Source organism: Taklimakanibacter lacteus (genome assembly GCA_003576695.1).
GTDB classification, from domain to species: domain Bacteria; phylum Pseudomonadota; class Alphaproteobacteria; order Rhizobiales; family Aestuariivirgaceae; genus Taklimakanibacter; species Taklimakanibacter lacteus.
In genome coordinates this window covers 235,731-259,474 of record QOZQ01000002.1, presented here as the reverse complement: position 1 = coordinate 259,474, position 23,744 = coordinate 235,731, and the positions used below count along the sequence as shown (strand labels likewise).

Genomic DNA, 23,744 nt, shown 5'->3' with positions numbered 1-23,744 from the left:
CTCCCTCGCATAGACACCCCACCCGTCGCGCGTTCCGCGCGCCACCCTCCCCGCCTTCGGCGGTGGAGGGAGGAATTGGCGTGGACGGTATAGCTGATGATTCTTTCCGACATCATCATCACCTATTCCGGAAACTTCGACACGATGACGAACATCAGCGTCCCCGCCAGCATGGTGGCGAAGGAATAGGTGTAGAGCGTCAGCGACAGAGGCTGGAGCAGCATCAGGACACCCAGTGCGATGACGATGGTCGCCAGATTTTCCCACGGGCCGCGGCGCAGGCGGAGAAGCCGGTTGAGGAGATCGCTCATTTGCGCACCGCGCCGAAAGTGATGCCGCGCAGCAGATGCTTGCGCAACAGCACGGTGAAGACCAGCAGTGGAATGAGGAAGAGCGTGGTGCCGGCGCCGACGGCCGGCCAATCCATGCCGCCCTCGCCGATGATGGTCGGGATGAAAGGCGGCGCCGTCTGGGCTTCGCCCGAGGTCAGCAGCACCGCGAAGGCATATTCGTTCCAGGCGAAGATCAGGCAGAAGATCGCGGTGGCGGCAATGCCGGTCGCCGCCTGCGGCAGCACGACCTTGAAGAAGGCATGAAGGCGCGTATAGCCGTCGATCATCGCCGCCTCCTCATATTCCCTGGGGATCTCGTCGATGAAGCCCTTGAGCAGCCACACCGCGAGCGACACATTGACCGCCGTATAGAGCAGGATCATGCCGAGCGCCGTGTCGGAGAGGCCGAGCTTGCGGTACATGAGATAGATCGGGATGGCGACGGCGATCGGCGGCATCATGCGCGTCGACAGGATGAAGAACAGCAGATCGTCTGCGAGCGGGATGCGGAAACGCGAAAAGGCATAGGCCGAGAGCACGCCGAGCGAGACGGCGAAGAAGGTCGAGCCGAAGGCGATGATGAGCGAGTTCCAGAAGCGCGGCGCATAATTGGACGGTCCGGCGATGACCATGTCGCGCTTGCGGGTGATCTCATCGCAGATCGTCTGCGGCGGACCCAGCGACTGGATATAGTCGGCGGTCTGGCGGGTGCGGGTGGTGAAGAGATTGCAATAGCCCTCGAGCGAGGGCTGGAACACCAGCTTCGGCGGATAGGCGATCGAATCGGGCGGCGTCTTGAAGCCGGTCATCAGGATCCAGGCGAGCGGGATCATCGACACCAGCGCATAGAGGATGACGATGGTGGCGGCGATGCGCCTGGCGAGCGGCGTCGGCGCCACGACGGAATGGGCGGTGGTCAGGGCCTGGCTCATCTCTGCTTCACCCGGTTCAAGGCCTTCACATAGATATTGGCGAGACCGAAGACGGCGACGAACAGGATGATGGCGAAAGCCGAGGAATAGCCGGTGCGCCATTTCTCGAAGGCCTCACGCTTCAAGGTGATGGAAGCCACTTCGGTGGTCGAGCCCGGACCGCCGCCGGTCAGGAGATTGACCATGTCGAACATCTTGAAATTCTCGATGCCGCGGAACAGCACGGCCAGCATGATGAAGGGCAGCGCCATGGGAAGCGTGATCGACCAGAATTGCCGCAAGGGCGAAGCGCGGTCGACCTCGGCCGCCTCATAGATGTAATCGGGAATGGAGCGCAGGCCGGCGAGACAGATCAGCATCACATAGGGCGTCCACATCCAGGTATCGACGATGATGATCGACCAGGGCGAGAGCGAGACCGAGCCCAGCATCTCGAAGGACGAGGGCTCAATGCCGGTGAAGAAGGAAACGATGTAATTGAACAGCCCCATCTGCGGCTGGTAGAGGAATTTCCAGAAATTGCCGACCACTGCCGGCGACAGCATCATCGGGATCAGGATGATGGTCGTCCAGAAAGCGTGGCCGCGGAATTTGCGGTCGATGAGATAGGCAAGGCCGAAGCCGATCAGCGTCTGCAGCAGGATCGTCCAGAAGACGAAATGCGCCGTCGCCTGCATCGCCGCCCAGACATCGGGCGAGCTCAATATGTCCTGATACCATTTGGTGCCGACATGGGTGATCGGCCGGTTGGGCCGGTTCGCCTGGTAATTGGTGAAGGAAAGATAGATCGTCCAGATCAGCGGGAAGATGTTGATGGCGAGGAGGAGGAGAATGGTCGGCGCGATGAACAGCCAGGCGATCGCCTTGTCGGAGAGCCCGCGGATGCGGCGCGCAATTGCGGGCGTGGTTCCCCGCGCTGCCTGATCAGCGATCCTTCCTGCCGTTCCATCTTCGGTCGTCGCCATGCTCATTTCTGGGTGCTCTTGGAGCGCACCCCGCCTCCATGGAGGCGGGGCCGCCCTTTCATGTCAAGCCCGGGGGCGCGCCTGACAATGGGTTGAGTTCAGTTGCCCTGCCCTCCCCGCGATGGGGAGAGCAAAGGGTCAATTGTTGATCTTGCCTTCTTCCTTGAAGACCTCGGTCCAGTCGACGATCAGCTTGTCGAGCGCTTCCTGGGCCGTGCCCTGATCGGCGACGACATAGTCATGCAGGCGCTTCTGCATGGCCTGGAGGAGCGAGGCATAGGCCGGCTCCTGCCAGAAGTCCTGCACGCCCGCCATCGCATCGAGGAACTGCGCGGCGAAAGGCTGCGAGTCCTTGAAGGAGGGATCGTTCAGCACCGCATTGAGGCAGGAGTAGCCGCCGAGCGACCACCATTTCTTCTGCACGTCGGTTTGCGCAAACCATTTGATGTAGGCGAGCGCGCCGTCCATGTTGTCGGTGTTGGCGACGACCGAGATGCCCTGACCGCCGAGCGTCGAGGCTGCGACTTTCTGGGCCGGGTTGACGAAGAAGCCGACATGCTCGCCGCCGACCTTCTCGTCCTTGTACATGCCCGGCATGAAGGCGAACCAGTTCATCATCATGGCGACCTGGCCCGATTTGAACGCATCGAGACCTTCGCCCATATAGCTGTCGGTATAGCCGGGCGGCGTGCAGCATTTGTAGAGCGACTTGTAGAATTCGAGGCCCTTGACGGCATCGGGCGAATTGACGGCACCTTCCATCCGGTAGGAGCCGGGCTCGGTCTCATATTTGAAGCCGAAGGAATAGAGCGCCGAGGTGGCACCCATGGTGATGCCTTCGGATGCACGCTCGGTGAAGATCGCCGCGCCATAGACCTTCTTGCCGTCGATCTCGCGGCCCTGGAAGAACTCCGCCACCTGCTTGAGCTCGTCCCAGGTCTTGGGAACGCCGAGATCGCGGTTGTATTTCGACTTGAACTCGGCCTGCAATTCAGACTTGGCGAACCAGTCCTTGCGATAGAACCAGCCATTGGCATCGCCCATCGCCGGCAGCGCCCAGTAATTCGGCGTGCCCTTGGGCCAGGTCGAATAGGCATAGACGGTGGCCGGCGCGAAGTCCGACATCTTGATTCCTTCCTTGTCGAAGAAATCATTGAGCTTCACATAGTTGCCGTTCTCGGCGGCGCCGCCGATCCATTGCGAGTCGCCGATCAGAAGGTCGCACAGCTTGCCGCCCGAATTCATTTCATTGAGCATGCGGTCGGCGAAATTCGGCCAGGGCACGAATTCGAATTTCATGGTGATGCCCGACTGCTTCTCGAAGTCCTTGGACAGTTCGACAAGCGCATTGGCCGGGTCCCAGGCCGCCCAGCACAGGGTCAGTTCCGACGCTTCGGCCTTGGATTGGCCGGCAACGGCGATGAAAGCGGCAAGACCGAACGCCGCTGCAGTCTTCAGCATAGTCTTCATGAGGTCTCCTCCCGTTTCGATTTCCGCATCCGGCGGCCGCGCGAGGCTCCCCGGATACGCTTCCGGCATGAGCCCGAAGGGCCACTGCCGAATCTCGTTGTTTAGTAATTTTGTTTATTAAACTATCTGTTACTAAACAATTCAAGCGGGTAGCAGTGCATATGCGAAGGCAATCTCGCTGCAATACGGTAAGATGCTGAACATAGTAGTTTAGTTCTTTGTTTAGTAATTCAAAACTCGGCAGAGCCGCGACAGCGGCGTATAGAGGCCTCGCAAAGATTTGAGCTGTGGGGTGGATGCCGGACCGGGGGCTCGGACGTATTCACCCTCAGGACCACCGTCCCGGAGTTGACGATCATGAAGAAGTTACTCGCGCTTGCAGCCATCGCCTCGCTTTTCGCCCTTGCGGTGCCCGACACGGGCGAAGCCGCGAAGTACAAGCTGCGCCTCAAGGATCGCCACCATGGCAATGACAGGATTTCCTGCAACACGGCCCGGCACATGGTGCGCGAGAGAGGGTATAAGGTCGTCAAGACCAAGAGCTGCGTGACGCCGATCTATCAGTTCTGGGTCGTCAGGAAGGGCCGCAGCTTCATCGTCTATGTCGATCCGCGCACCCGCTCCCTGTGGCAAGGCTGACCGAAGCGCCGCTCGCACTCTCCCCACCCGCGCCATTTCTCCAGGTTTCGTCTTCTCGCCGGCGCGAGAAGGGAAAGCGGCTTGTGATCGAATAGTCTTCCCGTTATCGTCGCGTGAAGAACGGGGCCGGCGCACGAATGTCGATCGTCGAAGCAAACCGCAGGCGGGTGGTCACGGCCGGCATCGTCGGCAATGTGATGGAATGGTACGATTTTGCCATTTATGGGTTTTTCGCCCGCACCATCGGCCACCTCTATTTTCCGGCTGACGATCCCACCACTTCCCTGCTCGCCGCCTATGCCGTTTTCGCCGTCGGCTTCCTCATGCGGCCGATCGGGGCCATCCTGTTCGGCCATATTGGCGACCGGGTCGGACGCGGGCCGGCCTTGCTGTGGTCGGTGGTGGCGATGGCGATCCCGACACTGATCATGGGCCTCTTGCCGACCTATGCCGAAATTGGAATCTGGGCGGCGGTGCTGATGCTGATCTGCCGCATGGTGCAGGGGCTGGCCGTTGGCGGTGAATATACGAGCTCCGCCGTCTTCCTGGCCGAGACCGCGCATCCGGACAGGCGCGGTGCCGCCACGGCCTGGGCGCCGATCGGCGCCGTCGGCGGCATTCTCCTCGGCTCGGCGGTCGGCGCGGTCGTGCTCAACCTGCTGCCGCTCGATCAGGTCGTCGCCTGGGGCTGGCGCATACCTTTCCTGTTCGGCGTGCTGGTCGGCGTCGCCGGCTACATATTGAGGCGGCGCATGCCCTTCGATCAGCCGGCGGCGGCGGAAGGCTTTCCCTTGCTGCAGGCCATGCGCGAACATCCCCTCGAGATGCTGCAGGCCGTGTGCATCAGCCTCGTCAATGCCGTCGCCTTCTACCTGATGTTCGTCTACATCATCGCCTGGCTGAAGCTCGCCGCCGATATCGGGGCGAAGACGGCGCTGTGGATCAACTCGATCAACATGGGCATCCTGCTGGTCACCGTCTATTTCATGGCGCGGCTCGCCGACCGTATCGGCAGCAAGCCGATCCTGGCCGGCGCCGCGATCGCGCTCACCATCCTGTCCTGGCCGTTGATGCGGCTCATGCAGACGGGCGATATCGCCCTTGTCTTCCTGGGCCAGTTCGGCTTTGCCCTGCTGATCGGCGCCTATGGGTCGGTCAATCCGATTGCCATGTGCGAGATCTTCCCGCGCCATGTGCGCTGCTCGGCGGTCTCGGCCGCCTACAATGTCGCCTTTGGCCTCGCCGGCGGCACGGCGCCCGCCGTCGCCACCTGGCTCATCGAGGCGACGGGCCATAACAGCGTGCCGGCCATCTATATTATGGTCTGCGCCGCCATCTCGGCGGCCGCGGCGCTCTCGATCAAGGAGAGCTCGCGCCGGACGCTCGGGGATTCGGTTGCCGCCACCTAGACAGCGCGCGAAAACCGCACTGCACGGCGATATTGGCTGTCATTTCAAGCAGTTGATGATCGACGCCCGGTTGGGGAGAAAGGCGGGCCCGCCGGGATGACGGCGAAATCACACGGCGAGCCCTACCGCTCTTTAGGGAATACCCGCCCCTCAAAAGCGGATGAGAGAGGCTGCACCAAAAAGTTCCATTGGGCAACCATGATCGTGACCTGCCGGGCACAAAGGCCCCTCGGGACGCCGGCAGGGCGTCCGGGCTCATCCAGCGCCAGGACAGGCCGGCACGCTGCCCCGGCGAACATTGGCCTGAGGCCTGATTCAGGTTATCTGATTGTCACATGACGATCGGTTCAGGGGCTGAGCGCCGGTGCCGGGAATGACCAGCGACACCGACACACTGATGCGGCTCGCCGCATTCGATCATGTCCGCAGGATGGGTGACGCGCGGAATTATCTTAGCACTCTTGATCTGACTGCGGGCTTTGAGTTTCAGGGCGAGCGCATCCCCCTTGTCAATCCTCAGCGCGGCATCTTCAAGCCGCGTCAGATGAGTTTTCTTCTGTCGATCAGGACCGTCTTTCCGAAACCAGGCCGCAGGATCTGGTACGATGACCAGATCGACGTGCATCGCCAGATCTACGCCGGAGACGAGACGATCGATTATGCCTTCATGGGGCGGGACCCCGAGGCCGCCGACAATCGCTGGCTGCGTGCCGCCTTCGAGGCCCAGAGGCATGTTATCTATTTTCTTGGAATTGCGCCGGGCCGCTATCAAGCCATTGTCCCGGCGTTTATCGCGGACTGGGATGCTCTCGCCCTGAAGGCAAAAGTCGCCTTTGGCACGCCCCACCACGAAGCCACTGGTTTTGCGGAGAGCGGTCCCGACCGGCGATATGCGATGCGCATGGTCAAGCAACGACTGCACCAGGTTTCATTCCGGGAGGCGGTCATTGCGGCCTATGACAGTCGGTGCGCGATTTCGGGCCTCGCGGAACCGCTGCTTCTCGACGCAGCCCACATCGTTGCCGATCAGGACGCATTGCTCGGCCAGCCCGTCGTCCCCAATGGAATTCCATTGTCGAAAATCCATCATGCGGCCTTTGACGCACATCTGATCGGCATCGATCCGGACTATCGCCTGCACGTGTCCGATCGCCTCCTTGACCAGAATGACGGACCGATGCTCGACGCCCTGAAGAGCTTGAAGGGGGCAATCATCCGCCATCCTGTCCGCCTGCAGGATTATCCGGACCGCGACCGACTGGCGATGCGGTTTGAGCGCTTCAGGGCGATAGGCTGACCGAGCCAATTGGAACAGCTTAAGGCAAGCTCCTGCACGATTTCCTCAACCGTTCTGGGGAGAACACGAAGATCGCTGAATACTGCAGGAAGCGATGGACTTTGGCCGAGCGACAACTCTACGCTCACCAACATCCGGCTTCCGGTCGATTTTTCCATCGGAAGGATCGCTGATCCTATCGGCGCGGCCTCATCTGGAAATTCCAGAGCTTGATCACGCCTTCCTCCTCGAAGATCTCATAGAGGACAATGATCGTCGGCAGGCGCGAAACTGGGGGCGATTCGTAAATCAGCAACTTGCCCGTCTTGTATGCTGGATGAGGCTCGCCGGGGCTGTAGGGATCGGCTTTCAGAGCGGTTTCGAAGATGTCGAATATTTCCCAGACCGACTCATCTTGCGCCATGCCTTTCCAGAACGCGACGTCGAATAGCTCCGAAGTCCGTACCACCCATGGCGTCACCCTTCGATCTCTCAGCCTCAATCGCACCTACCTGGGACGCGCCCCATTCGATCGCCTCGGGCGATACTTGAGTCGGCAGAATCAGCAAAACACTATTGTACGGAATCTCGGCTCCAAATTCGACCATCTCCCATGCACGGTTATGGCTGAACTCGCTGATCGTCTTCGCGGTATTCCGCGCGCAAACGAAATCGATGACTTCGTCCAGGAGATCCAGCTCGCGCTTGCTGAAAAGCTCGGTTCGCGGCTGGGCGCGCGCGACATATTCCACCTTGCGGTAACCGAAATAATCGACCTCTCTCACGTCGATCTCACCAGCTGCTTTCATTTCGCGAAGCGTCGGCAGAAGCTGATCATTGGTGGGGCCAATGTCCCTCTTCCGATAGGTCGAGCCTGTGACCGGCGCGCCCATATCGGCGTAATGCAGCATGTCGAGGAAGTAGAGCACCTTGTGCATCTTGACAGCACCCAGTTCTCCGCCGTCGCACCTGGTGCATGCGTAAAGAATGACCGACTTCAATTTGGCCTTGTCGAATTGCATCTGCGCGCCTTTGGTCGACCTGCCCATGTTACCTTTCCTACAGCTTAACACTTCCATGAGCGCCAGGCAAATTATTGAATCTGAACGATTTTCAGCGATTCGAATCATGCACTTAGACTGTGCCTCGTCACCGCTTCTACGGGCAGCCGACAGATGGACTTGCCTATACATCTCTATCGTCATCACTGTGGTGATAGATCTCCTCCTTGCCCGTCGGGCGGCCATCCTTTGCATCGATGATCCTCACCTCGAACACCGGCTCTTCGTATTCGGCCTCCGCCCAGCGCGTTTCCTCCATCATCTCCTCGATCGCCGCCGCCTCGGCTTCACTCGCGCTCACCATTTTCAGGAACATGGCCTGCGCCCGCGCCTCGCCCTTGGCCGCTGCCGCGGCGAGCGACCTGAAGACGGCCTGCGCCATCGGCATGGTTGCTTCCTCGCCATTGTCGCTCACCTTGATGGGACGATAGGCCTCCTCGAGCATCAGCGATCTCAGCCGCTCGCTTTGGGGGCGCGGCTTGTTTCTGGCCCCCTTGGGCTTGCCCGCGGGATTGCCGGATTGTCCCTTGCGGAAGCGCGTTGCTTTCGGCGGGTTGCCATAACCTGTCGCCGCCGGGTCCACCCTCGATGCTCGATCATCAACCATTGGTCTCTCCGATTTCGCTTTCAGCTGCGGGCAGTTTGTTCTATATTTGTTCCAACAGTCAATATGCGTTGTGTCAGGAGCCGCATGAAGCAATTTGAGAAGCAACCGCCGGAGGAACCGAAATTCCCTGCTCACAGGGCTAACCCCTTGATCCTGCTGGGGTCGGATTCTTTTTGCGAATTTTCCCTGTAATTCCCTGTAATTCCCTGTATCCGATAGTTTTTTTGAAAACCATTTGACTTATTCTTTTACCCAGTGATAGCGTTGGCTCGGGGAGACGCCAGTCCATGAGCCTACGCGGCACCAACCAGGAATCGGGACGGCCTTACAATCGCAGGATCGTGCTCGAAACGATACGCCTGCATGGCCCGATCGCGCGCGGCGAGATCGCGCGGCGCGTCGGCCTCACGGTGCAGACCGTCTCCACCATCATCCGCGAGCTCGAGCTCCAGGACTTCATCAAGGGTGCCCGCGAAGAGCCCAAGGGCCGCGGCTATCCGGCCACCGCCCTCACCCTCAATCCGGAAGGCGGCTTCGCCATCGGCGCCAATGTGTCGCCGATCGGCGTCGATGTGGCGCTCATAAATCTCGCCGGCGACATCATCGGCCAGGAAGGCCGCGAGATCGTCAATCCCGATCCCGACCGCGCTTTCGCCGAGATCGCGCGGATTGCCGCCGGCCTGCGCCGCTTGCGCCCCGCGGGCCGCATGCTCGGCCTCGGCATGGCGATGCCCGGGCCTTTCGATGTCGAGGCCATGAGCTTCGTCGGCCCCACGACGCTGCAAGGCTGGAAGGACGTGCCGATCGCCGAGCGTCTCGCCGCCGCAACAGGGCTGCCCGCCTTCGTCGGCGGCGACGTCGCCTCCGCCGCGCTCAGCGAGCGCCTCTACGGCGCCGGGCGCAACCTGCAGGAATTCTACTATCTCTATCTCGGCGTCGGCACCGGCGGCCGCCTCGTGCATGGCGGACAAGTCCTGCGCGGGGCGCGCGGCAATGCCGGCGAGATCGGCCATGTGCCCTTCATCCCGGATGGCGAATATTGTCCCTCCTGCGGCAATCGCGGCTGCCTCGAGCGCTATCTCTCCGTCGAAGCCTTCGACCGGCGCTCGAAAATCGTCGGCGAGGATGGCTGGATCAAGGAGGCGGCACCCTTGCTGCGCACAGCGATCCTCGCCATCGAGAATCTCTTCGATCCCGAAACCATCATCTTCGGCGGCCTGGCGCCGGAAGGCGTCATGAAGAAGCTCGCCCGCGCCGCCGAGCCGCTGCTGCCCTCCGTCTCCGAGCGGCGCGACCGCAAGGTGCCGCGCTTCACTCTGTCGATCACCGGCAAGGCGGCGCTGCTGCGCGGCGCCGCGGCGCTCGCTTTTTCCAATGTCCTGGCGCCGCGCATCGGCACCTCGGGCGATGACGACAACGATCCTCTGATGCAGAAATCCAAAGCGGAGAAAGCCGCGTGACCGAGCAAGCCCCCCTCCTCAGGCTCGAGAACATCACCCGCAATTTCGGCGCCATCGAAGCGCTGCGTGGCGTGAGCTTCGATATCGCGCGCGGCGAAGTGGTGGCGCTGCTCGGCGACAATGGCGCCGGCAAATCGACACTGGTCAAGATCATCTCGGGCGGGCTCGAGGCGACGTCGGGGCGCATGCTGTTCGACGGCGAGGAGAAGAAATTCAATTCCCCCGCCGAGGCCAAGGCTGCCGGCATCGAGACGGTCTATCAGGACCTGTCGCTGTGCACCAATGTCGATGTCGTCGCCAATTTCTTCATGGGCCGCGAGATCGTGAAGCGCTATTTCGGCGTGCCGGTGCTGCAGGAGGGCGCCATGTACGCGGCGGTCGAGAAGGCGCTCGCCAATGCCGGCACGCGCATTCCCTCGCTCAGGACCAATGTCGAGCATCTTTCCGGCGGCCAGCGCCAGGCGATCGAGCTCAACCGCTTCGTCCATTGGGGCGGCAAGCTGGTGCTGCTCGACGAGCCTTTCGCGGCACTCGGCGTCGAGCAGACGCGGCGCGGCCTCGACATGATCAAGCGTGTCGCCCGGCAGGGCATCGGCGTCGTCATCATCACCCATATCATGGCGCAGGCCTTCCAGGTCGCCGACCGCATGGTGGTCATCCGCCAGGGCAAGGTGGCGGGCGATGTGGCGCGCGACCAGACGACACCCGATGAAGTCATCCGCATGATCACCGGAGAGGCCACGATCGGCCGCGCCGGTGAGGCCAGGGCGCAAGCATGAACGCACCATTCCGTCATCCCGGCGAAAGCCGGGACCCATTGGGTAAGCGCCGCGCGGGCAGCGCTGATCGCGCGGAAATGAATTTATTGGGCCCCGGCTTTCGCCGGGGTGACGGTTGATGTTGTCAGATGCCGCTGCCGCATCAACCCAGAATGTGAGTAAGAAAACCAAGGAGGAAGTCCCATGAAACGACTGTTGAGTGCCTTATTGGGCGCATTGGCGATCGCTGCCATCGCGTTCACGTCACCTGCCTTCGCGGAATCGAAGGGCAAGATCTACTACATGGTCCCGACGCTCCTGGACGAGTTCCAGACCGAATCGGTCAAGGCCATCGAGAAATTCCTCGCGGATGTCGGCTATGAGGCCGTGACCCTCAATGCCGACAACAAGACCGACATCCAGCAGAGCCAGATGAACGACGTCATCAACCTCAAGCCCAAGGCGATCATCCTCGCCGCCGTCGACTTCAACGCGCTCGTCCCCTCGATGGAGAAAGCGCGCGCCGCCGGCATCCCGGTGATGATCTTCGACCGCCAGATCACCTCCTCGCCGTCAGACTTCACCTCGGTCGCCGGCACGGTCGAGATCGGCTATGTCGCGGCGGGCGAGATCCAGCGCCTCCTGAAAGAGAAGAAGGGCGATGTGAAAGGCAAGATCCTGCAGGTTCTGGGTGACCCGGCCGATCCCTATACGCTCGACATCCAGAAGGGCTTCGAGGAGAAGATGAAGGAATTCTCGGGCGTCGAGATCATCTCGCTGCCCGCGATGCAGTGGGAAGCGTCGAATGCCGGCACGATCGTCGCCGACCAGCTCGTCGCCAATCCCGACATCGACCTTATATTCGTCCATGCCGCGCATCTGGCCGTCGCGGCCGTCGCTTCGCTCGAGGCCAAAGGCAAGAAGCCGGGCGATGTCATGCTCGTCTCGTCCAATGGCGCGCCGGTCGGCCTCGATCTCATCCGCAAGGGCTGGGAGAATGTCGAGGTCGAGCAGCCGCTCTATGCGCAGGCCGCGGCGATCGCGATGTTCGCCGACAAGGTGGTGAACAAGCAGGAAATGAAGCCGGGCACGTATAGCGTGCTTGGCCTCGATTCGACGCTCACCATCGAGAGCTGGGGTCCCAATCTCAAGATCCCGGGTGCGGCGATCACCAAGGACAATATCGATGAGCCGCGCTTCTGGGGCAATATGAAGGCCCCGACCGATCCGGTGAAGCCGGTCGAATAGACGTAAGCGAGTCCGCAACAACAACTCCCCTTCTCCCGTGCGCAGCATGGGAGAAGGTGGCCGACAGGCCGGATGAGGGCTCTTTCGCGACGCAACGCAGTCTGCAAAGAGCCCTCACCCGCCCTTCGGGCACCCTCTCCCATCCTCCGGACGGGAGAGGGGGAATTCCTGAGGGGACCGTTTCTCGGAGCTAAATGATGATCTCACCCCGGCAGCGGGCGCTTGTCGAATTCGTGCTCGACAATCTCGTCTGGTTCATCCTGGCCATCGTGCTGGTGATCTTCTCGGCGACGATCCCCAATTTCTTCCAGACCGGGATCTTCGTGAACATCATCGAGCAGTCGACCTTTGTCGGCGTCATGGCCATCGGCCTCGCCATCGTCGTCATTGCCGGCCATATGGACCTGTCGGTCGAATCCGTCGCCGGCCTTACCGCGATGATCACCGGCATATTGTTCTGCGCGCGCGGCATCGGCATGGGCATCACGCTGACGCCGGAATGGCTGGTGCTCCCCGTCTCGCTCATCATCGCGCTGCTGGCCGGCTCGGTCATCGGCGGCATCAATGGCTGGCTGGTGGTGCGCCTCAGGATGAATGCCTTCATCGTGACACTTGCCTCCTATATCTATGTGCGCGGCATGGTCGATGCGATCTCGGGCGGCCGCTCGGCGCAGGACCTGGCGCCGGCCTTGCGCTTCATCGGCATCCAGACACTCGCCGGCATTCCGCTCATCGCCTGGATCGCGGTACTCTGCTTCGCCATCTTCACCTTCATCATGGCCAGGACGCCCTTCGGCCGGCATGTCACCATGATCGGCGGCAATCCGGTCGCCGCCTTCCGGGCCGGCATCAAGGTCGACCGTCTGGTCCTCATTGCCTTCATCCTCGCCGGCGCCATTGCCGGCCTCGCCGGCTGGCTGCTCGCCATCCGCACCTCGGGCGCCACCGCCAATCTCGGCATCGGCATGCTGTTCCGCGCCTTCGCCGCGGTGGTGATCGGCGGCGTCAGCCTCAAGGGCGGCATCGGCCAGTTGCCCGGCGTCTATGCCGGCGTGCTGCTGCTCTCCTCCATCCAGACGGCGATGAATGTCATGGCGCTGCCGGTGCATTACACGCAGATGATCCTGGGCGGCATGGTGCTGGCCGCCGTCCTCCTCGATACGGTGAAGCTGCAGATCCGGCAGAAGCTCGCATGAGCGGGCGCCTCGGGGGCCGCAATGCGCTGGTCATAGGTGCTGCGCGCGGCATCGGCGCCGGCGTGGTCGAGCGTTTCATCGCCGAGGGCGCCAAGGTCGTCCTCGCCGACAGCGAGCCGGTGGCGGGTGCGGCAACGGCGGAGCGTCTCGGCGCACTCTTCGTCGAGACGAATATCGCGCACAAGCCGGATGTCGACCAGGCGGTGGCGCTCACCGTCGACCGTCTCGGCGGGCTCGACATATTGGTGCAGAATGCCGGCATCTATCCGTGGACGCTGATCGAGAACATCACGTCTGAGGAGTGGGACAGCGTGATGGCGGTCAATCTCAAGGGCACCTTCCTCGCGGCGCGCGCCGCCCTTGCCGTCATGCGCGAGAAAAAATATGGACGGATGGTCTTCACCTCATCGATCACGGGCCCGCGCGTGACCAGCCCTGGCCATGGCCATTATTCGGCGAGCAAGGCCGGCATCAACGGCTTCATCAAGGCGGCGGCCCTCGAATTTGCCGGCTACGGCATCACCGTCAATGGCGTCGAGCCCGGCAATATCCTCACCGAGGCCATTGTCGAGCAACGCTCGCAGGCCTTCATCACCAGCATGGAGGAGACCATCCCGCTCGGCCGCCTCGGCACGCCCGCCGATATCGCCAATGCCGTACTGTTCCTCGCCAGCGACGAGGCCGCCTATATCACCGGCACGACGATCATCGTCGATGGCGGGCAGACCTTGCCGGAGGGCAAGGACTTCCGTATCAGGCCGGAGTGACACACTCATCCTTCCCCCCTTGCGGGGAAGGTGGCGAGCGAAGCGAGCCGGATGGGGGTGGTGCAGGAAAGACCACCCGACCCCCACCCCCGCCCTCTCGCCTTCGCGAAGCCGAGGCTTCGCTTCGGCGGAGCAAGGTCGGGCGGACCCTCCCCGCGAGGGGGAGGGACAAGAAATGGAATGGAGGCACTGAATGCCCAAACGTTTGAGCGAGCGCGTTGCGCTCGTTACCGGAGCGGCCCGCGGCATCGGCTTCACGGCGGCCCGCCGGCTGGTGCAGGAAGGGGCCAGGGTCCTTCTCTCCGACATCGACGAGACGGTGTTGTCCGAAGCCGCCGCATCGCTCACCCGCGAAGGCTTCATCGTCGCCGCAACCCCCTGCGATGTCGCCAAAATTGCCAGCATCGAGGCGATGGTGGCGAAGGCGGCGCGCGACTGGGGCCGCATCGACATCGTCGTCAACAATGCCGCAATCTCGGACGACACGCCGGTCGAGGAGCTGGATAGCGAGCGCTGGCGCCATGTGCTCGCCGTCAATCTCGACAGCGTGCTCAATGTCAGCAAGGCAGCACTGCCTCATCTCAAGCAGAGCCCGTCCGGCAGCATCGTCAATATCGCCTCGGTGCAGGGCATCAGGGGCCAGCCCCATGCCATGGCCTATGCGACGGCCAAGGGCGGGGTCATCAACCTCACCCGCTGCATGGCGGTGGATTTCGGGCCTTTCGGCATCCGGGCCAATGCGGTGGCGCCCGGCTATATCGATACGCGCATGGCCGAGCAGAAGCTGGACACGCCGCATGAGCACAAGACCGACTGGTTCCAGGACATCTACTTCAAATATGGCCGCATGCCCTTGCGGCGTGCCGGCAAGCCGGAAGACATCGCCGGGCCCATCCTCTTCCTCGCCAGCGACGACAGCCTCTATGTCACCGGCACCGTGCTCGTCGTCGATGGCGGCTTCACCGCGACTTATTAATCGCTTCGCAGTTTCGGGTCCGATGTTCTAGATTGCGTTCCCGGACTTTCCTCTCCCACCCCAAGAGACCACCACATGCATATTCTTATTATTGGCGCCGCCGGAATGGTCGGCCGCAAGCTTACCAACCGGCTGGTTCAGGACGGCCGCATCGGCAATAAAACCATCGAACAGCTGAGCCTCGTCGATGTCTTCGAGCCGGAGAGACCTAAGGGCTTCGCCGGCAAGGTCATGACCCGCGCCGCCGATCTCGCCGAAGCCGGCGTGGCCCAGGCGCTCATTGCCGGCCGGCCCGACATGATCGTGCATCTCGCCGCCATCGTGTCGGGGGAAGCCGAGGCCGATTTCGACCGCGGCTACCGCATCAATCTCGACGCGACGCGCGCTCTGTTCGAGGCGGTGCGCCAGGAAGGCCTCAAATCGCCCTATGTGCCGCGCCTCGTCTTCACCTCATCGATCGCCGTCTTCGGCGCGCCCTTCCCCGACAAGATCGGCGATGAGTTCTTCACCACGCCGCTCACCTCCTATGGCACGCAGAAGGCGATCGGCGAGCTGCTGCTGTCGGACTATTCGCGTCGCGGCTTCTTCGACGGCATCGGCATCCGCCTGCCGACCATCTGCATCAGGCCGGGAAAGCCCAACAAGGCGGCCTCGGGCTTCTTCTCCAACATCCTGCGCGAGCCATTGGCGGGCCAGGAAGCGGTGCTGCCGGTCGAGGACACGGTGCGCCACTGGCATGCGTCACCGCGGGCGGCCGTCGGCTTCCTCGTCCATGCGATGACGATGGATCTCTCGGTGCTGGGGGCGCGGCGCAATCTCACCTTGCCCGGCCTCTCGGCCACGGTGGCCGAGCAGATCGAGGCGCTGCGCCGGGTGGCGGGCGAAAAGGCGGTGCGCCGCATCAGGCGCGAGCCCGATCCAACCATCATCCGCATCGTTTCCGGCTGGCCGCAGAATTTCGACGCGAGACGCGCCACGGCGCTCGGCTTCAAGGCGGAGCAGAGCTTCGATGAGATCATCCGCATCCATATCGAGGAGGAGCTCGGCGGCAAGGTCGCCTGAATTTCACTTGCAATCGTGGACCGGATTGCAGGATTGGGAAATATCAGGATGGAGAACATTACCCCGGCCGAGGCCGGGGTAATTTTTTTCAGGCCATCTTCGCCCTGAGCGCCTCGAACTGCGCCAGCTGGCCGGCAATGAGCTCACGCTTGTCGTCGCGGCGCACGAAAACCTTGAACATCGCCTCGCCTTCGCCATTCATGAATTGCAGCGAGCAGGAACGCCTTCCGTGGAAAAGGCGGTCGATGAAATAGATCGCCGCACAGCGATCGGCCTTGATATGGCCGCCGATCGGACTGTCGCCATGGATGTTGAAATAGCCTTGCGCGCTCGAACCCTGAGGCAGTGGTCCCTTGCATTCGAGCACGATGTCGCGCGTATGCACGATGAACAGCACATCGCCCCACTGCGTGAGCTCCTGCCACAGTTCCGCAAACCGGGCGCCCTCGACTTTCACGGCCGCGCCTTGCGGCAATTCCTCGAAGACGCGGGCGAGCGGAACGCCGCATTGCGCGGCGATCATTTCGAGTACGCCGTCCGGCTTCAGGGCAAGCGCCTCCCTGACCGAAGGCGCCTTCTCCTTGACGGCGACATTCATGCCGCTTCTCCGCGCGGCGTCGCCGTCAAGGTCTGCACCGCCTCGAAGCCTTCGAATTGCGGATGGCCGAGAAACAGCTTCTTGCCGGTGCTGTCGCCGGCGCGGGCATGCGCCTTGCGGAAGCCCTCCGATTTGGTCCAGGCCTCGAAGTCGGCCTTGCTGCGCCACACGGTGTGCGATGAATAGAGGATGTGATCTTCCTGCTCGGGCCCGCGCAGCAGGTGGAACTCGACGAAACCCGGCATCTCGTCAAGATAGCTGTCGCGCTTGAGCCAGACTTGCTCGAATTCGGCGCCTGCGTCCTTGGGCACCTTGAAGCGGTTCATGGCAATGAATGTCATGGGCATGTTTCCTTAAGACTTTTCCGTTCACCAACCCGGAAAGGCGCCCTGATCTTCACGATCCGGCACGCTTTTCCCTCTCAACTTTCGCTCTGGCTGGCTGGCTCGCCGTCTCAAGGAAAAGGGGACGGGCTTGCTCGCGTGCTGGCGCAGGACAGGGCTTAGCGCTTTTCCATCCTCCAGAGAAGCGCCTAACCCCACATGATGCTTGACGATTAGCAATATCCGACTTAATTAGTCAACTATTCTGAAAACGACCTCGGAACTAGCTGATCGCCACGTTCCGCAAATTCCATGCGGAGTGGTGCCAAATGATAAATCAAGCCCCGAACAACGAACTCGCCCCGCAGAAGACTCCGGCTCCCTATGAAGGCGAGACCGCGAGCGGCGGAGAAGCTACTTATTCCTCGCGCGACCTGTTCCGCGACAAGACCGAGATCCGTATCGAGCATCAGGGCGAAATGTACCGCCTCCGGATCACCCGCTCCGGCGGGCTCCTGCTCAACAAATAGCGCTGCCATGCAGATCATCTCCCGCCGTCGCCTGCTGACGGCCGGCGCCGTGGCCATCCTCGCGGCGGCCACTCCCGCTTCGCTTCTTGCCCGCACCGTCAAGGACGTGGCCGGCGATGACGTGGCGCTCGGCAAGCTCGATCGCATATTGTCGATCGGCGGCGATGTCACCGAGATCATCTTCGCGCTCGGCGAAGGCCGGCGCGTCGTCGCCGCCGACACGACCAGCATGTTCCCGAGAGAGGCCTTCCAGCTGCCGAAGGTCGGCTATATGCGGGCGCTCTCCACCGAGGGCGTGCTTTCGGCCTCGCCCGATCTCATCATTGCCAGCGCGGGCTCTGGGCCGCCGGAAGTGATCGCCGCTCTCAAGAAAAGTGGAATTCCGCTGGCGCTTGTCGACTATCGGCCAGGCGCCGAGGCCATTGCCGGCAAGGTCGCCCTCATCGCCGACATCCTCGATGTCAAAGCGAAGGGCGATGCGCTCAATAGGACGGTCCAGGCCGAGCTCACGGCGCTCGAAACGGCCCTCACCGGCGCCGGCCGGCCACGCGCTCTGTTCGTGCTGAGCCTCACCGGCGGGCGCATCATCGCCGGCGGCGCCAAATCCTCCGCCCATGAAATCATCACGCTGGCGGGCGGCACCAATGCGGTCGAAGGCTTCGAGGGCTACAAGCAGGCCAGTGCCGAAGCCATCATCGCCGCGGCGCCGGAAGCCATCGTCATGATGCGGCGCGATGGTGATATCGGCGCCGATGCGCTCTTCGCCCAGGAACCGTTCTCGCGAACCCCGGCCGCCCGGACGAAGAAGCTCATCCAGATGGACGGCTCCTATCTCCTGGGCTTCGGGCCACGCACGCCGGCGGCGGCGCGCGAACTCGCCAAGGCACTGCATCCCGGTCTCTCCTTGTGACGGCGATGGAATCCGATGCGGCCCCGCCGGCACGCCTTGCGGGCGACCGCAGCGCCAGGGCGAAACTGGCGCTCATCCTGCTCGCCGTCCTCCTGGCCGCGACCGCGCTCGTCTCGATCATGACCGGACCGGTGCCGCTCAGCATAGCGACGGTGCTCGATGCGATCTTCGCGCCTGAAAATGCCGATCTGCGCGACCAGGCCATCGTGTGGAGCGTCAGGCTGCCGCGCACCATCCTTGCGATACTGGTGGGCGGCGCGCTCGCTTTCGCCGGCGCCATGATGCAGGGCCTGTTCCGCAACCCGCTTGCTGATCCGGGGATCATCGGCGTCTCGGCGGGAGCGACCTTTGCCGCCATCGCGGCCATCGTTCTCGGCGAAGCGCTGCTCGGCGCCGCCGCCCTCATCTATGTGCTGCCGATCGGCGCCTTTGTCGGTGGCCTCCTCGCCACGATCACCCTCTATCTCATCGCCACGCGGCGCGGACGCACTTCGGTCGCCACCATGCTGCTCGGCGGCATCGCTATCGCCGCCATGATGATGGCGGCAAGCGGCGTCCTCATCTTCAAGAGCAACGACCAGCAGCTGCGCGAGCTCACCTTCTGGAGCCTGGGCAGCCTCGGCGGCGCCAGCTGGCCGAAGATATTCGCGACCACCCCTTTCATCCTTTTCGCCCTTCTTGTCGGCGGAAGCGTCGCCTCGGGCTTCAATGCTTTGGCGCTCGGCGAAGCGGAAGCGCGCCATCTCGGCATTCCCGTGCAGGTCCTGAAGCGCATCGCCATCATTTCCGTGGCGCTCCTCACCGGCACCGCGGTGGCGGTCTCAGGCTCGATCGGCTTCATCGGCATCGTCGTGCCGCATCTCCTGCGCCTCGCCATCGGGCCGGATCACCGCTATCTCCTGCCGGCCTCGATCTTCCTCGGCGCGGTGCTGCTCACCGGCGCCGATATGGTGAGCCGCACCATCGTGGCGCCGGCGGAACTGCCGATCGGCATCGTCACCGCGATGCTGGGCGCGCCGTTCTTTCTGTGGATCCTCCTGCGCAACCGCAACCTGGTCGATCTCTAGGGCTCAAAAGACGTCATGCGAAATCTCCCGCCCATCCATTTTCCGTCATCCCGGCGAAAGCCGGGAGCCCCTGAATTCCATCCGAACGAACAAGACTGCCCGGCTTTCACTTATTCAATGGATCCCGGCTTTCGCCGGGATGACAGAGAGGGAGCGGCGGTCAAATGATCGCTGCCGACAATATCTCGCTGCGGCTCGGCCCGCGCCTCGTGCTCGATGATGTGAGCATAGAGCTGAGGCGCGGCGAGCTCGTCGTGATCCTCGGGCCCAATGGCGCCGGCAAATCCACCTTGCTCAAGGTCCTGACGGGAGATCTCGCGCCGGACAAGGGCGAGGTCCGCTTCGACGGCAAGCCCCTGGGCGAGATCGCAATCGGCGACCTGGCGCGCGACCGCGCTGTGCTGTCGCAATCGACCGGGCTCAGCTTCCCCTTCACGGTGCTCGAAGTGGTGCGCCTCGGTCTCGCCGCGGCGCAGGGCGGCATCGGTCGGGCGGAAGCGGCAAGGCTGCTGCCGCGCGCGCTCAACGCCGTCGGTCTTTCGGGCTTCGAAGGCCGCCTGCACCAAGAGCTGTCGGGCGGCGAGCAGCAGCGCGTGCATCTCGCCCGCGTGCTGTGCCAGGCCTGGGCCGGCAGGCCCGATGGGTCGGCCTTCCTGCTGCTCGACGAGCCGGTCTCCAATCTCGACATCCACCACCAGCTGCAGACGCTGGAAGCGGTGAGCCGGCATGTGGCGCAAGGCGGCGGCGCGCTCATGATCCTACATGACATCAATCTCGCCGCCCTCTATGCCGACCGCCTCGTCATGATGGCGGAGGGGCGCATCCTCCGCGAAGGCCCGCCATCCACCATCCTCGATCGCGCCGCGATCCTCGATGTCTATGGCGTCGACATGCCGGTCGAGATCGCGCGCGAATCGGGGCGGCCCTTCGCGCAGATCAATCGGCCGGGCGGCTGATCTCCGATATGCTCGCGCGCGCCTCGTCGCATTCGTGGCAATGGTCTTCCGGCCCATGCAGGAACAGCAAGCGGTCGCGCGCCAGCTGCGCCAGCGCCAGACGCACGAGGTCGTGCGCCCGCATCAGCCGCGACGGCGCCTGACCGACCGGCCCCTCGTCCTGCAGGCCGGCATCGCGCAACCAACCATCGGCGAGGGCGAAGCGCCGGCAGCAGTGATTGTTCTCGCCATAGTCGATGCGCTGCTTCCTGCCGTCGTGCAGCACGGTGCAATAGCCCGGCGTCCGGTAGGGAACATCGGCCATCAGCTCGGCCAGATGCAAGGTGGTATTGCCGTCATGGCCGACGCCCAGAAGCAGTATCTTTCCGTCGCGCTCATGCACGCGCCCGACCGGGCTCAGAGGCCCATGCGGCGGCAAGGGCAAGGGATCGGCAAGGATCGCCTCGGCCGCAGGCCCCGCTGCGGCAAAGGCGTGAAAATGATCGCTGCGCAACACGCCCGGCTGGCGCCAGAACATCTGCGCGGTGACGCCGAGATCGGATGCCGAGGGTGAATTCAACGGATCGAAAGGCTCATCGTCCTCGCCCGACCAGGAGGGCATGACCAATGTGCCGGCCGGTCCCAGCGCTCCACGCAAAGCAGAGATCAGGCCGAGCGGCCCGCCTTCGACGGGACCTACGGTGCGGAAGGAGGTGTGAACCAGCAGAATGTCGCCTTCCGCGACGCCGAGAGACCGCAGCTGCCGAACCAGCTCGACGCGCCCGATCATGAGCGGCGCTCGGCGCTAGAGCATCGGACCGAAAAGTCCATGGCCGCCCCGAGAGGCGGCCATCCAGTCCAAAAATTTGGCGCGTGATCGGACGGAAAACCGCGCACACTTTTCCTGATCACGCGCCATGCGGTTTTCGGATAATCCGATGCTCTAGAAGGCGCCCTTGAACGGCTCGGGATCGGCGAAGCGTTGCAGCACGTTCCAGCAGATCTTCGAGACATTGTTGTCATAGTTGTTGTGGGAGAGCGATCCGCACCAGGCGATCGAGGATGTCGCGAAGAGGGCGCCGCCCGAGGGCGTCTCCCCGAAGGAAAGATCGGCCCTGACCCTTTCATTCTGATCGCCGCCCAGATTGGGCGGCACGACGGTGAATTCCTCATTCACCAGCATCATCATCGAATTGTGGTTCTCCGATGACGCGAGTCTCAGCATATTGGGCGGGGAGCCGAGATTGGTGGTGATGCAGTCGAGCTCGATGCCCGACGCGCCGCCGCCGATCAGGCCGAAATCGCCGATGATCTCATCCGGCACATCCTTGAAGATGAAGCTGGCGCGCGGATTGTCGGCATCGGGGCCACGTCGATAATAGGAGGAGATGTCGAAGCCCTGGGCGATGAAGCCGACGCCGCAGATGACATTGGGGGCCCGGCCGACGCGCCGCCACAAGCCGCCATACTCACCGGTGAAGGAGTGATGATATTCGCCCGGCTCCGCCTCCCAGGTGCGGATGCCATCCTCGGCACGCCTGACCTCGATGACACCCGGCAATTCGTCATGATAGGCGATGCGCCAGTACCAGCCATTGCCGCCCATATACATGAGGCGGCCGCCGCGATCGATCCACGCCTTCATCGCATCCCACATCGGCGTCGAATGATATTCGGGATGGGTGCCGGTCACCACCACGCGATAGTCGCGCAGAAGCTCATAGCCGTCGGTGTGAAGGTCCTCATCGGTGATGAGATCGTAATCGACGCCCTTGTGATCGAGCCAGTCATAGAGATGCGTATCGGCATTGTACTGATAGAGCGCCGAGCCATGGCCGCCGAGCCAGGAATGATATTGCGGCGAGAAATTGAGATTGGGCCTGAGCCTGGAGGAGTAACATACGCCGGACCCATCGGCGTGGCGGTCATAGAGCGAGCCGCCGAGCTCGGGATGGTCATACATATAGAGATCGGTATGACCGAATGTCAGGAGGCGCCCCATCTGGCGCTCGGCGCCCCTCGCCGTGATGTGCTCGCCATGATTGGCATAGGCGATATAGGAAGCGGTCGAGGCGAGCACCAGCACCTTGGGCCGCTCCCGGCGATCCTTGTGGCGGCGCGGCGGGCGCACGAAGAAGGCGATATATTCCTCGCGCGTCGCCTCGCGGTCATTCTCGCCGCATTTCACATGCAGCGCGTAAGGCCCGCTCTTGAGATCGACGGGTATGGTGAGCTCCACCGATGTCTCCCAGCCGGCGTCATAGACATCGTCGCTGTGGAAATGGATGGCGCCATAGTGCTCAGGCTTTCGCATCCAGCTCATTTCCTCGCCGGTCCAGTTCCAGCCCTTCATGCCGCGCGCCGGCAGATGCACGATGCGGCCGGGATATTGCGACGGGCCGATATCGATGGTGCGCGTGGTGCGGATGCCCTGCGAGAAGTCCCATCTTGCGATGATGTCGGGAAGGAGTGCGGGATCGATGACGGGGCGCAGATAGAGATCGTGCCGGTCGGCCGCATGCGCGCCTCTCAAGAGCAGCGGATCGTCGATCTTGCCGTCGAAGTGACGGCCAACCGTGCCGTCCTTCTCGGGGCAGCCCGCCATGAAGAGCGGCGCCGTCACGGCCTTCGGCAGGACCGCAAGCCTGGCGCTCGCATGGGCGCGGTCGGCAATCTGCGCATAGGGCTGGAGCGGGCGCTGGTCGAGCGTCACCATGCCGGTCGCGGGATCGATCGAGACGGCGACCGCATACCATTGCCGCTCGAGCATCGGCCTGCCGCTCTTGAGCTCCGCCGTCCCGCCGGATCCATCGGCGAGCGTGACCGAAAGCTCTCCGCCATCGGTCATCGCGATGCGGAAACCGCTTTGCGCCGCGCCATCCCATTGCGCCAGCAAAGTCTGATCCGAACGCGTCGGCAATGTCGGCCAGATCATCGCGCAGAAGGTGAAAGGCCCCGATGTCAGCGCCGGGAAGTCCTCGACCACCATATAGGAGCCGGCATCGACGCGTTGCGGCCGGCCCTTGTGGCGGCCATCGGCCGATGTCTTCACATGCCGGAATTTCAGCCCCGGCCCCTCCGGATTGCAATCGCCATGGACGACCCGGACCAACCGCGCGTCGAAATGGCTGCCCTCTTCGAGCGATATCTTGAAAGCGATCTTCTCGCCAGGTGCTACACTATAGCGGTCCGGATATCCGACGATCTTAAGCATGGCGTTCCC

General features: G+C 62.9%; 25 protein-coding genes. 14 read left to right on the top strand and 11 right to left on the bottom strand.

Translation table 11 applies throughout. The features are described 5' to 3' along the window. Positions 1-122: 122 nt before the first annotated feature. From DT068_RS04285 to DT068_RS04270, 4 genes are all read right to left on the bottom strand, one after another. Complete coding sequence (locus DT068_RS04285; RefSeq protein ID WP_119388543.1) at positions 123-311, bottom strand: hypothetical protein; 189 nt, start codon at positions 309-311, stop codon at positions 123-125. Continuing rightward, a complete protein-coding gene (locus DT068_RS04280; protein WP_119388542.1) occupies positions 308-1,264 on the bottom strand; it encodes a carbohydrate ABC transporter permease in 957 nt (318 codons plus the stop codon). Before DT068_RS04280 ends, DT068_RS04285 begins: the two co-directional genes overlap by 4 nt. After that, positions 1,261-2,229 carry a carbohydrate ABC transporter permease gene (locus DT068_RS04275; protein WP_119388808.1) on the bottom strand — a complete coding sequence of 323 codons (969 nt, stop codon included), beginning with the start codon at positions 2,227-2,229 and terminating at the stop codon, positions 1,261-1,263. Before DT068_RS04275 ends, DT068_RS04280 begins: the two co-directional genes overlap by 4 nt. Before the next feature lie 138 nt (positions 2,230-2,367). Further along, complete coding sequence (locus tag DT068_RS04270) at positions 2,368-3,699, bottom strand: ABC transporter substrate-binding protein (RefSeq protein WP_119388541.1); 1,332 nt, start codon at positions 3,697-3,699, stop codon at positions 2,368-2,370. A gap of 357 nt (positions 3,700-4,056) precedes the next feature. On the opposite strand from DT068_RS04270, the gene DT068_RS04265 reads away from it, so the two are divergent. From DT068_RS04265 to DT068_RS04255, 3 genes are all read left to right on the top strand, one after another. Beyond that, positions 4,057-4,338 (top strand): hypothetical protein, encoded by a 282-nt coding sequence (locus DT068_RS04265; protein WP_119388540.1) that lies wholly within the window; start codon positions 4,057-4,059, stop codon positions 4,336-4,338. A 137-nt stretch (positions 4,339-4,475) separates the two neighbouring features. Continuing rightward, a complete protein-coding gene (locus DT068_RS04260; protein WP_119388539.1) occupies positions 4,476-5,747 on the top strand; it encodes an MFS transporter in 1,272 nt (423 codons plus the stop codon). A gap of 373 nt (positions 5,748-6,120) precedes the next feature. Then, complete coding sequence (locus tag DT068_RS04255; protein WP_119388538.1) at positions 6,121-7,044, top strand: HNH endonuclease; 924 nt, start codon at positions 6,121-6,123, stop codon at positions 7,042-7,044. Between the two features lie 175 nt (positions 7,045-7,219). Here the strand turns inward: DT068_RS04255 and DT068_RS04250 are convergent, their stop codons facing one another. From DT068_RS04250 to DT068_RS04240, 3 genes are all read right to left on the bottom strand, one after another. Further along, on the bottom strand, positions 7,220-7,447 hold the full coding sequence (locus DT068_RS04250) for a hypothetical protein (RefSeq protein ID WP_119388537.1): 228 nt from the start codon (positions 7,445-7,447) through the stop codon (positions 7,220-7,222). After that, positions 7,434-8,072 carry a Panacea domain-containing protein gene (locus DT068_RS04245; protein WP_162913996.1) on the bottom strand — a complete coding sequence of 213 codons (639 nt, stop codon included), beginning with the start codon at positions 8,070-8,072 and terminating at the stop codon, positions 7,434-7,436. The genes DT068_RS04250 and DT068_RS04245 overlap by 14 nt, the downstream gene beginning before the upstream one ends. Before the next feature lie 136 nt (positions 8,073-8,208). Further along, complete coding sequence (locus DT068_RS04240) at positions 8,209-8,691, bottom strand: DUF5681 domain-containing protein (RefSeq protein WP_162913995.1); 483 nt, start codon at positions 8,689-8,691, stop codon at positions 8,209-8,211. A gap of 287 nt (positions 8,692-8,978) precedes the next feature. Between DT068_RS04240 and DT068_RS04235 the strand changes: the two genes are divergently transcribed. The 7 genes from DT068_RS04235 (at position 8,979) to denD (ending at position 16,158) form a co-directional block, all read left to right on the top strand. Then, complete coding sequence (locus DT068_RS04235) at positions 8,979-10,151, top strand: ROK family transcriptional regulator (RefSeq protein ID WP_119388534.1); 1,173 nt, start codon at positions 8,979-8,981, stop codon at positions 10,149-10,151. After that, positions 10,148-10,930 (top strand): ATP-binding cassette domain-containing protein, encoded by a 783-nt coding sequence (locus tag DT068_RS04230; RefSeq protein ID WP_119388533.1) that lies wholly within the window; start codon positions 10,148-10,150, stop codon positions 10,928-10,930. Before DT068_RS04235 ends, DT068_RS04230 begins: the two co-directional genes overlap by 4 nt. Positions 10,931-11,113: 183 nt before the next feature. After that, on the top strand, positions 11,114-12,157 hold the full coding sequence (locus tag DT068_RS04225; protein WP_119388532.1) for a sugar ABC transporter substrate-binding protein: 1,044 nt from the start codon (positions 11,114-11,116) through the stop codon (positions 12,155-12,157). Positions 12,158-12,357: 200 nt separating this feature from the next. Then, positions 12,358-13,353: an ABC transporter permease gene (locus DT068_RS04220; RefSeq protein ID WP_119388807.1), complete on the top strand. Its 996-nt coding sequence runs from the start codon at positions 12,358-12,360 to the stop codon at positions 13,351-13,353. Further along, positions 13,350-14,120 (top strand): SDR family oxidoreductase, encoded by a 771-nt coding sequence (locus DT068_RS04215; RefSeq protein ID WP_119388531.1) that lies wholly within the window; start codon positions 13,350-13,352, stop codon positions 14,118-14,120. The genes DT068_RS04220 and DT068_RS04215 overlap by 4 nt, the downstream gene beginning before the upstream one ends. A gap of 193 nt (positions 14,121-14,313) precedes the next feature. Further along, complete coding sequence (locus DT068_RS04210) at positions 14,314-15,096, top strand: SDR family NAD(P)-dependent oxidoreductase (RefSeq protein WP_119388530.1); 783 nt, start codon at positions 14,314-14,316, stop codon at positions 15,094-15,096. 75 nt (positions 15,097-15,171) lie between these two features. After that, on the top strand, positions 15,172-16,158 hold the full coding sequence (gene denD / locus DT068_RS04205; protein WP_119388529.1) for a D-erythronate dehydrogenase: 987 nt from the start codon (positions 15,172-15,174) through the stop codon (positions 16,156-16,158). An 88-nt stretch (positions 16,159-16,246) separates the two neighbouring features. On the opposite strand, the gene hutX is transcribed toward denD, so the two are convergent. After that, complete coding sequence (hutX, locus tag DT068_RS04200) at positions 16,247-16,756, bottom strand: heme utilization cystosolic carrier protein HutX (protein WP_119388528.1); 510 nt, start codon at positions 16,754-16,756, stop codon at positions 16,247-16,249. Beyond that, on the bottom strand, positions 16,753-17,097 hold the full coding sequence (gene hmuQ, locus DT068_RS04195) for a heme-degrading protein HmuQ (protein ID WP_368904425.1): 345 nt from the start codon (positions 17,095-17,097) through the stop codon (positions 16,753-16,755). Before hmuQ ends, hutX begins: the two co-directional genes overlap by 4 nt. 311 nt (positions 17,098-17,408) lie before the next feature. Between hmuQ and hemP the strand changes: the two genes are divergently transcribed. The 4 genes from hemP (at position 17,409) to DT068_RS04175 (ending at position 20,542) form a co-directional block, all read left to right on the top strand. Further along, positions 17,409-17,609, top strand: coding sequence for a hemin uptake protein HemP (gene hemP, locus DT068_RS04190; protein WP_119388526.1), 201 nt, complete (start codon positions 17,409-17,411; stop codon positions 17,607-17,609). Between the two features lie 7 nt (positions 17,610-17,616). After that, the gene (locus DT068_RS04185) at positions 17,617-18,519 is read left to right on the top strand and encodes a heme/hemin ABC transporter substrate-binding protein (protein WP_368904423.1); all 903 of its coding nucleotides are present in this window, start codon (positions 17,617-17,619) and stop codon (positions 18,517-18,519) included. A 5-nt stretch (positions 18,520-18,524) separates the two neighbouring features. Next, positions 18,525-19,586: a FecCD family ABC transporter permease gene (locus tag DT068_RS04180; protein WP_119388525.1), complete on the top strand. Its 1,062-nt coding sequence runs from the start codon at positions 18,525-18,527 to the stop codon at positions 19,584-19,586. A gap of 164 nt (positions 19,587-19,750) precedes the next feature. Next, positions 19,751-20,542 (top strand): heme ABC transporter ATP-binding protein, encoded by a 792-nt coding sequence (locus DT068_RS04175; RefSeq protein ID WP_119388524.1) that lies wholly within the window; start codon positions 19,751-19,753, stop codon positions 20,540-20,542. Here the strand turns inward: DT068_RS04175 and aac(3)-IV are convergent. Further along, positions 20,523-21,311 carry an AAC(3)-IV family aminoglycoside N-acetyltransferase gene (aac(3)-IV, locus tag DT068_RS04170; RefSeq protein ID WP_119388523.1) on the bottom strand — a complete coding sequence of 263 codons (789 nt, stop codon included), beginning with the start codon at positions 21,309-21,311 and terminating at the stop codon, positions 20,523-20,525. The genes DT068_RS04175 and aac(3)-IV overlap by 20 nt on opposite strands. A gap of 153 nt (positions 21,312-21,464) precedes the next feature. After that, positions 21,465-23,735 (bottom strand): N,N-dimethylformamidase beta subunit family domain-containing protein, encoded by a 2,271-nt coding sequence (locus DT068_RS04165; protein ID WP_119388522.1) that lies wholly within the window; start codon positions 23,733-23,735, stop codon positions 21,465-21,467. Positions 23,736-23,744 lie beyond the last annotated feature (9 nt).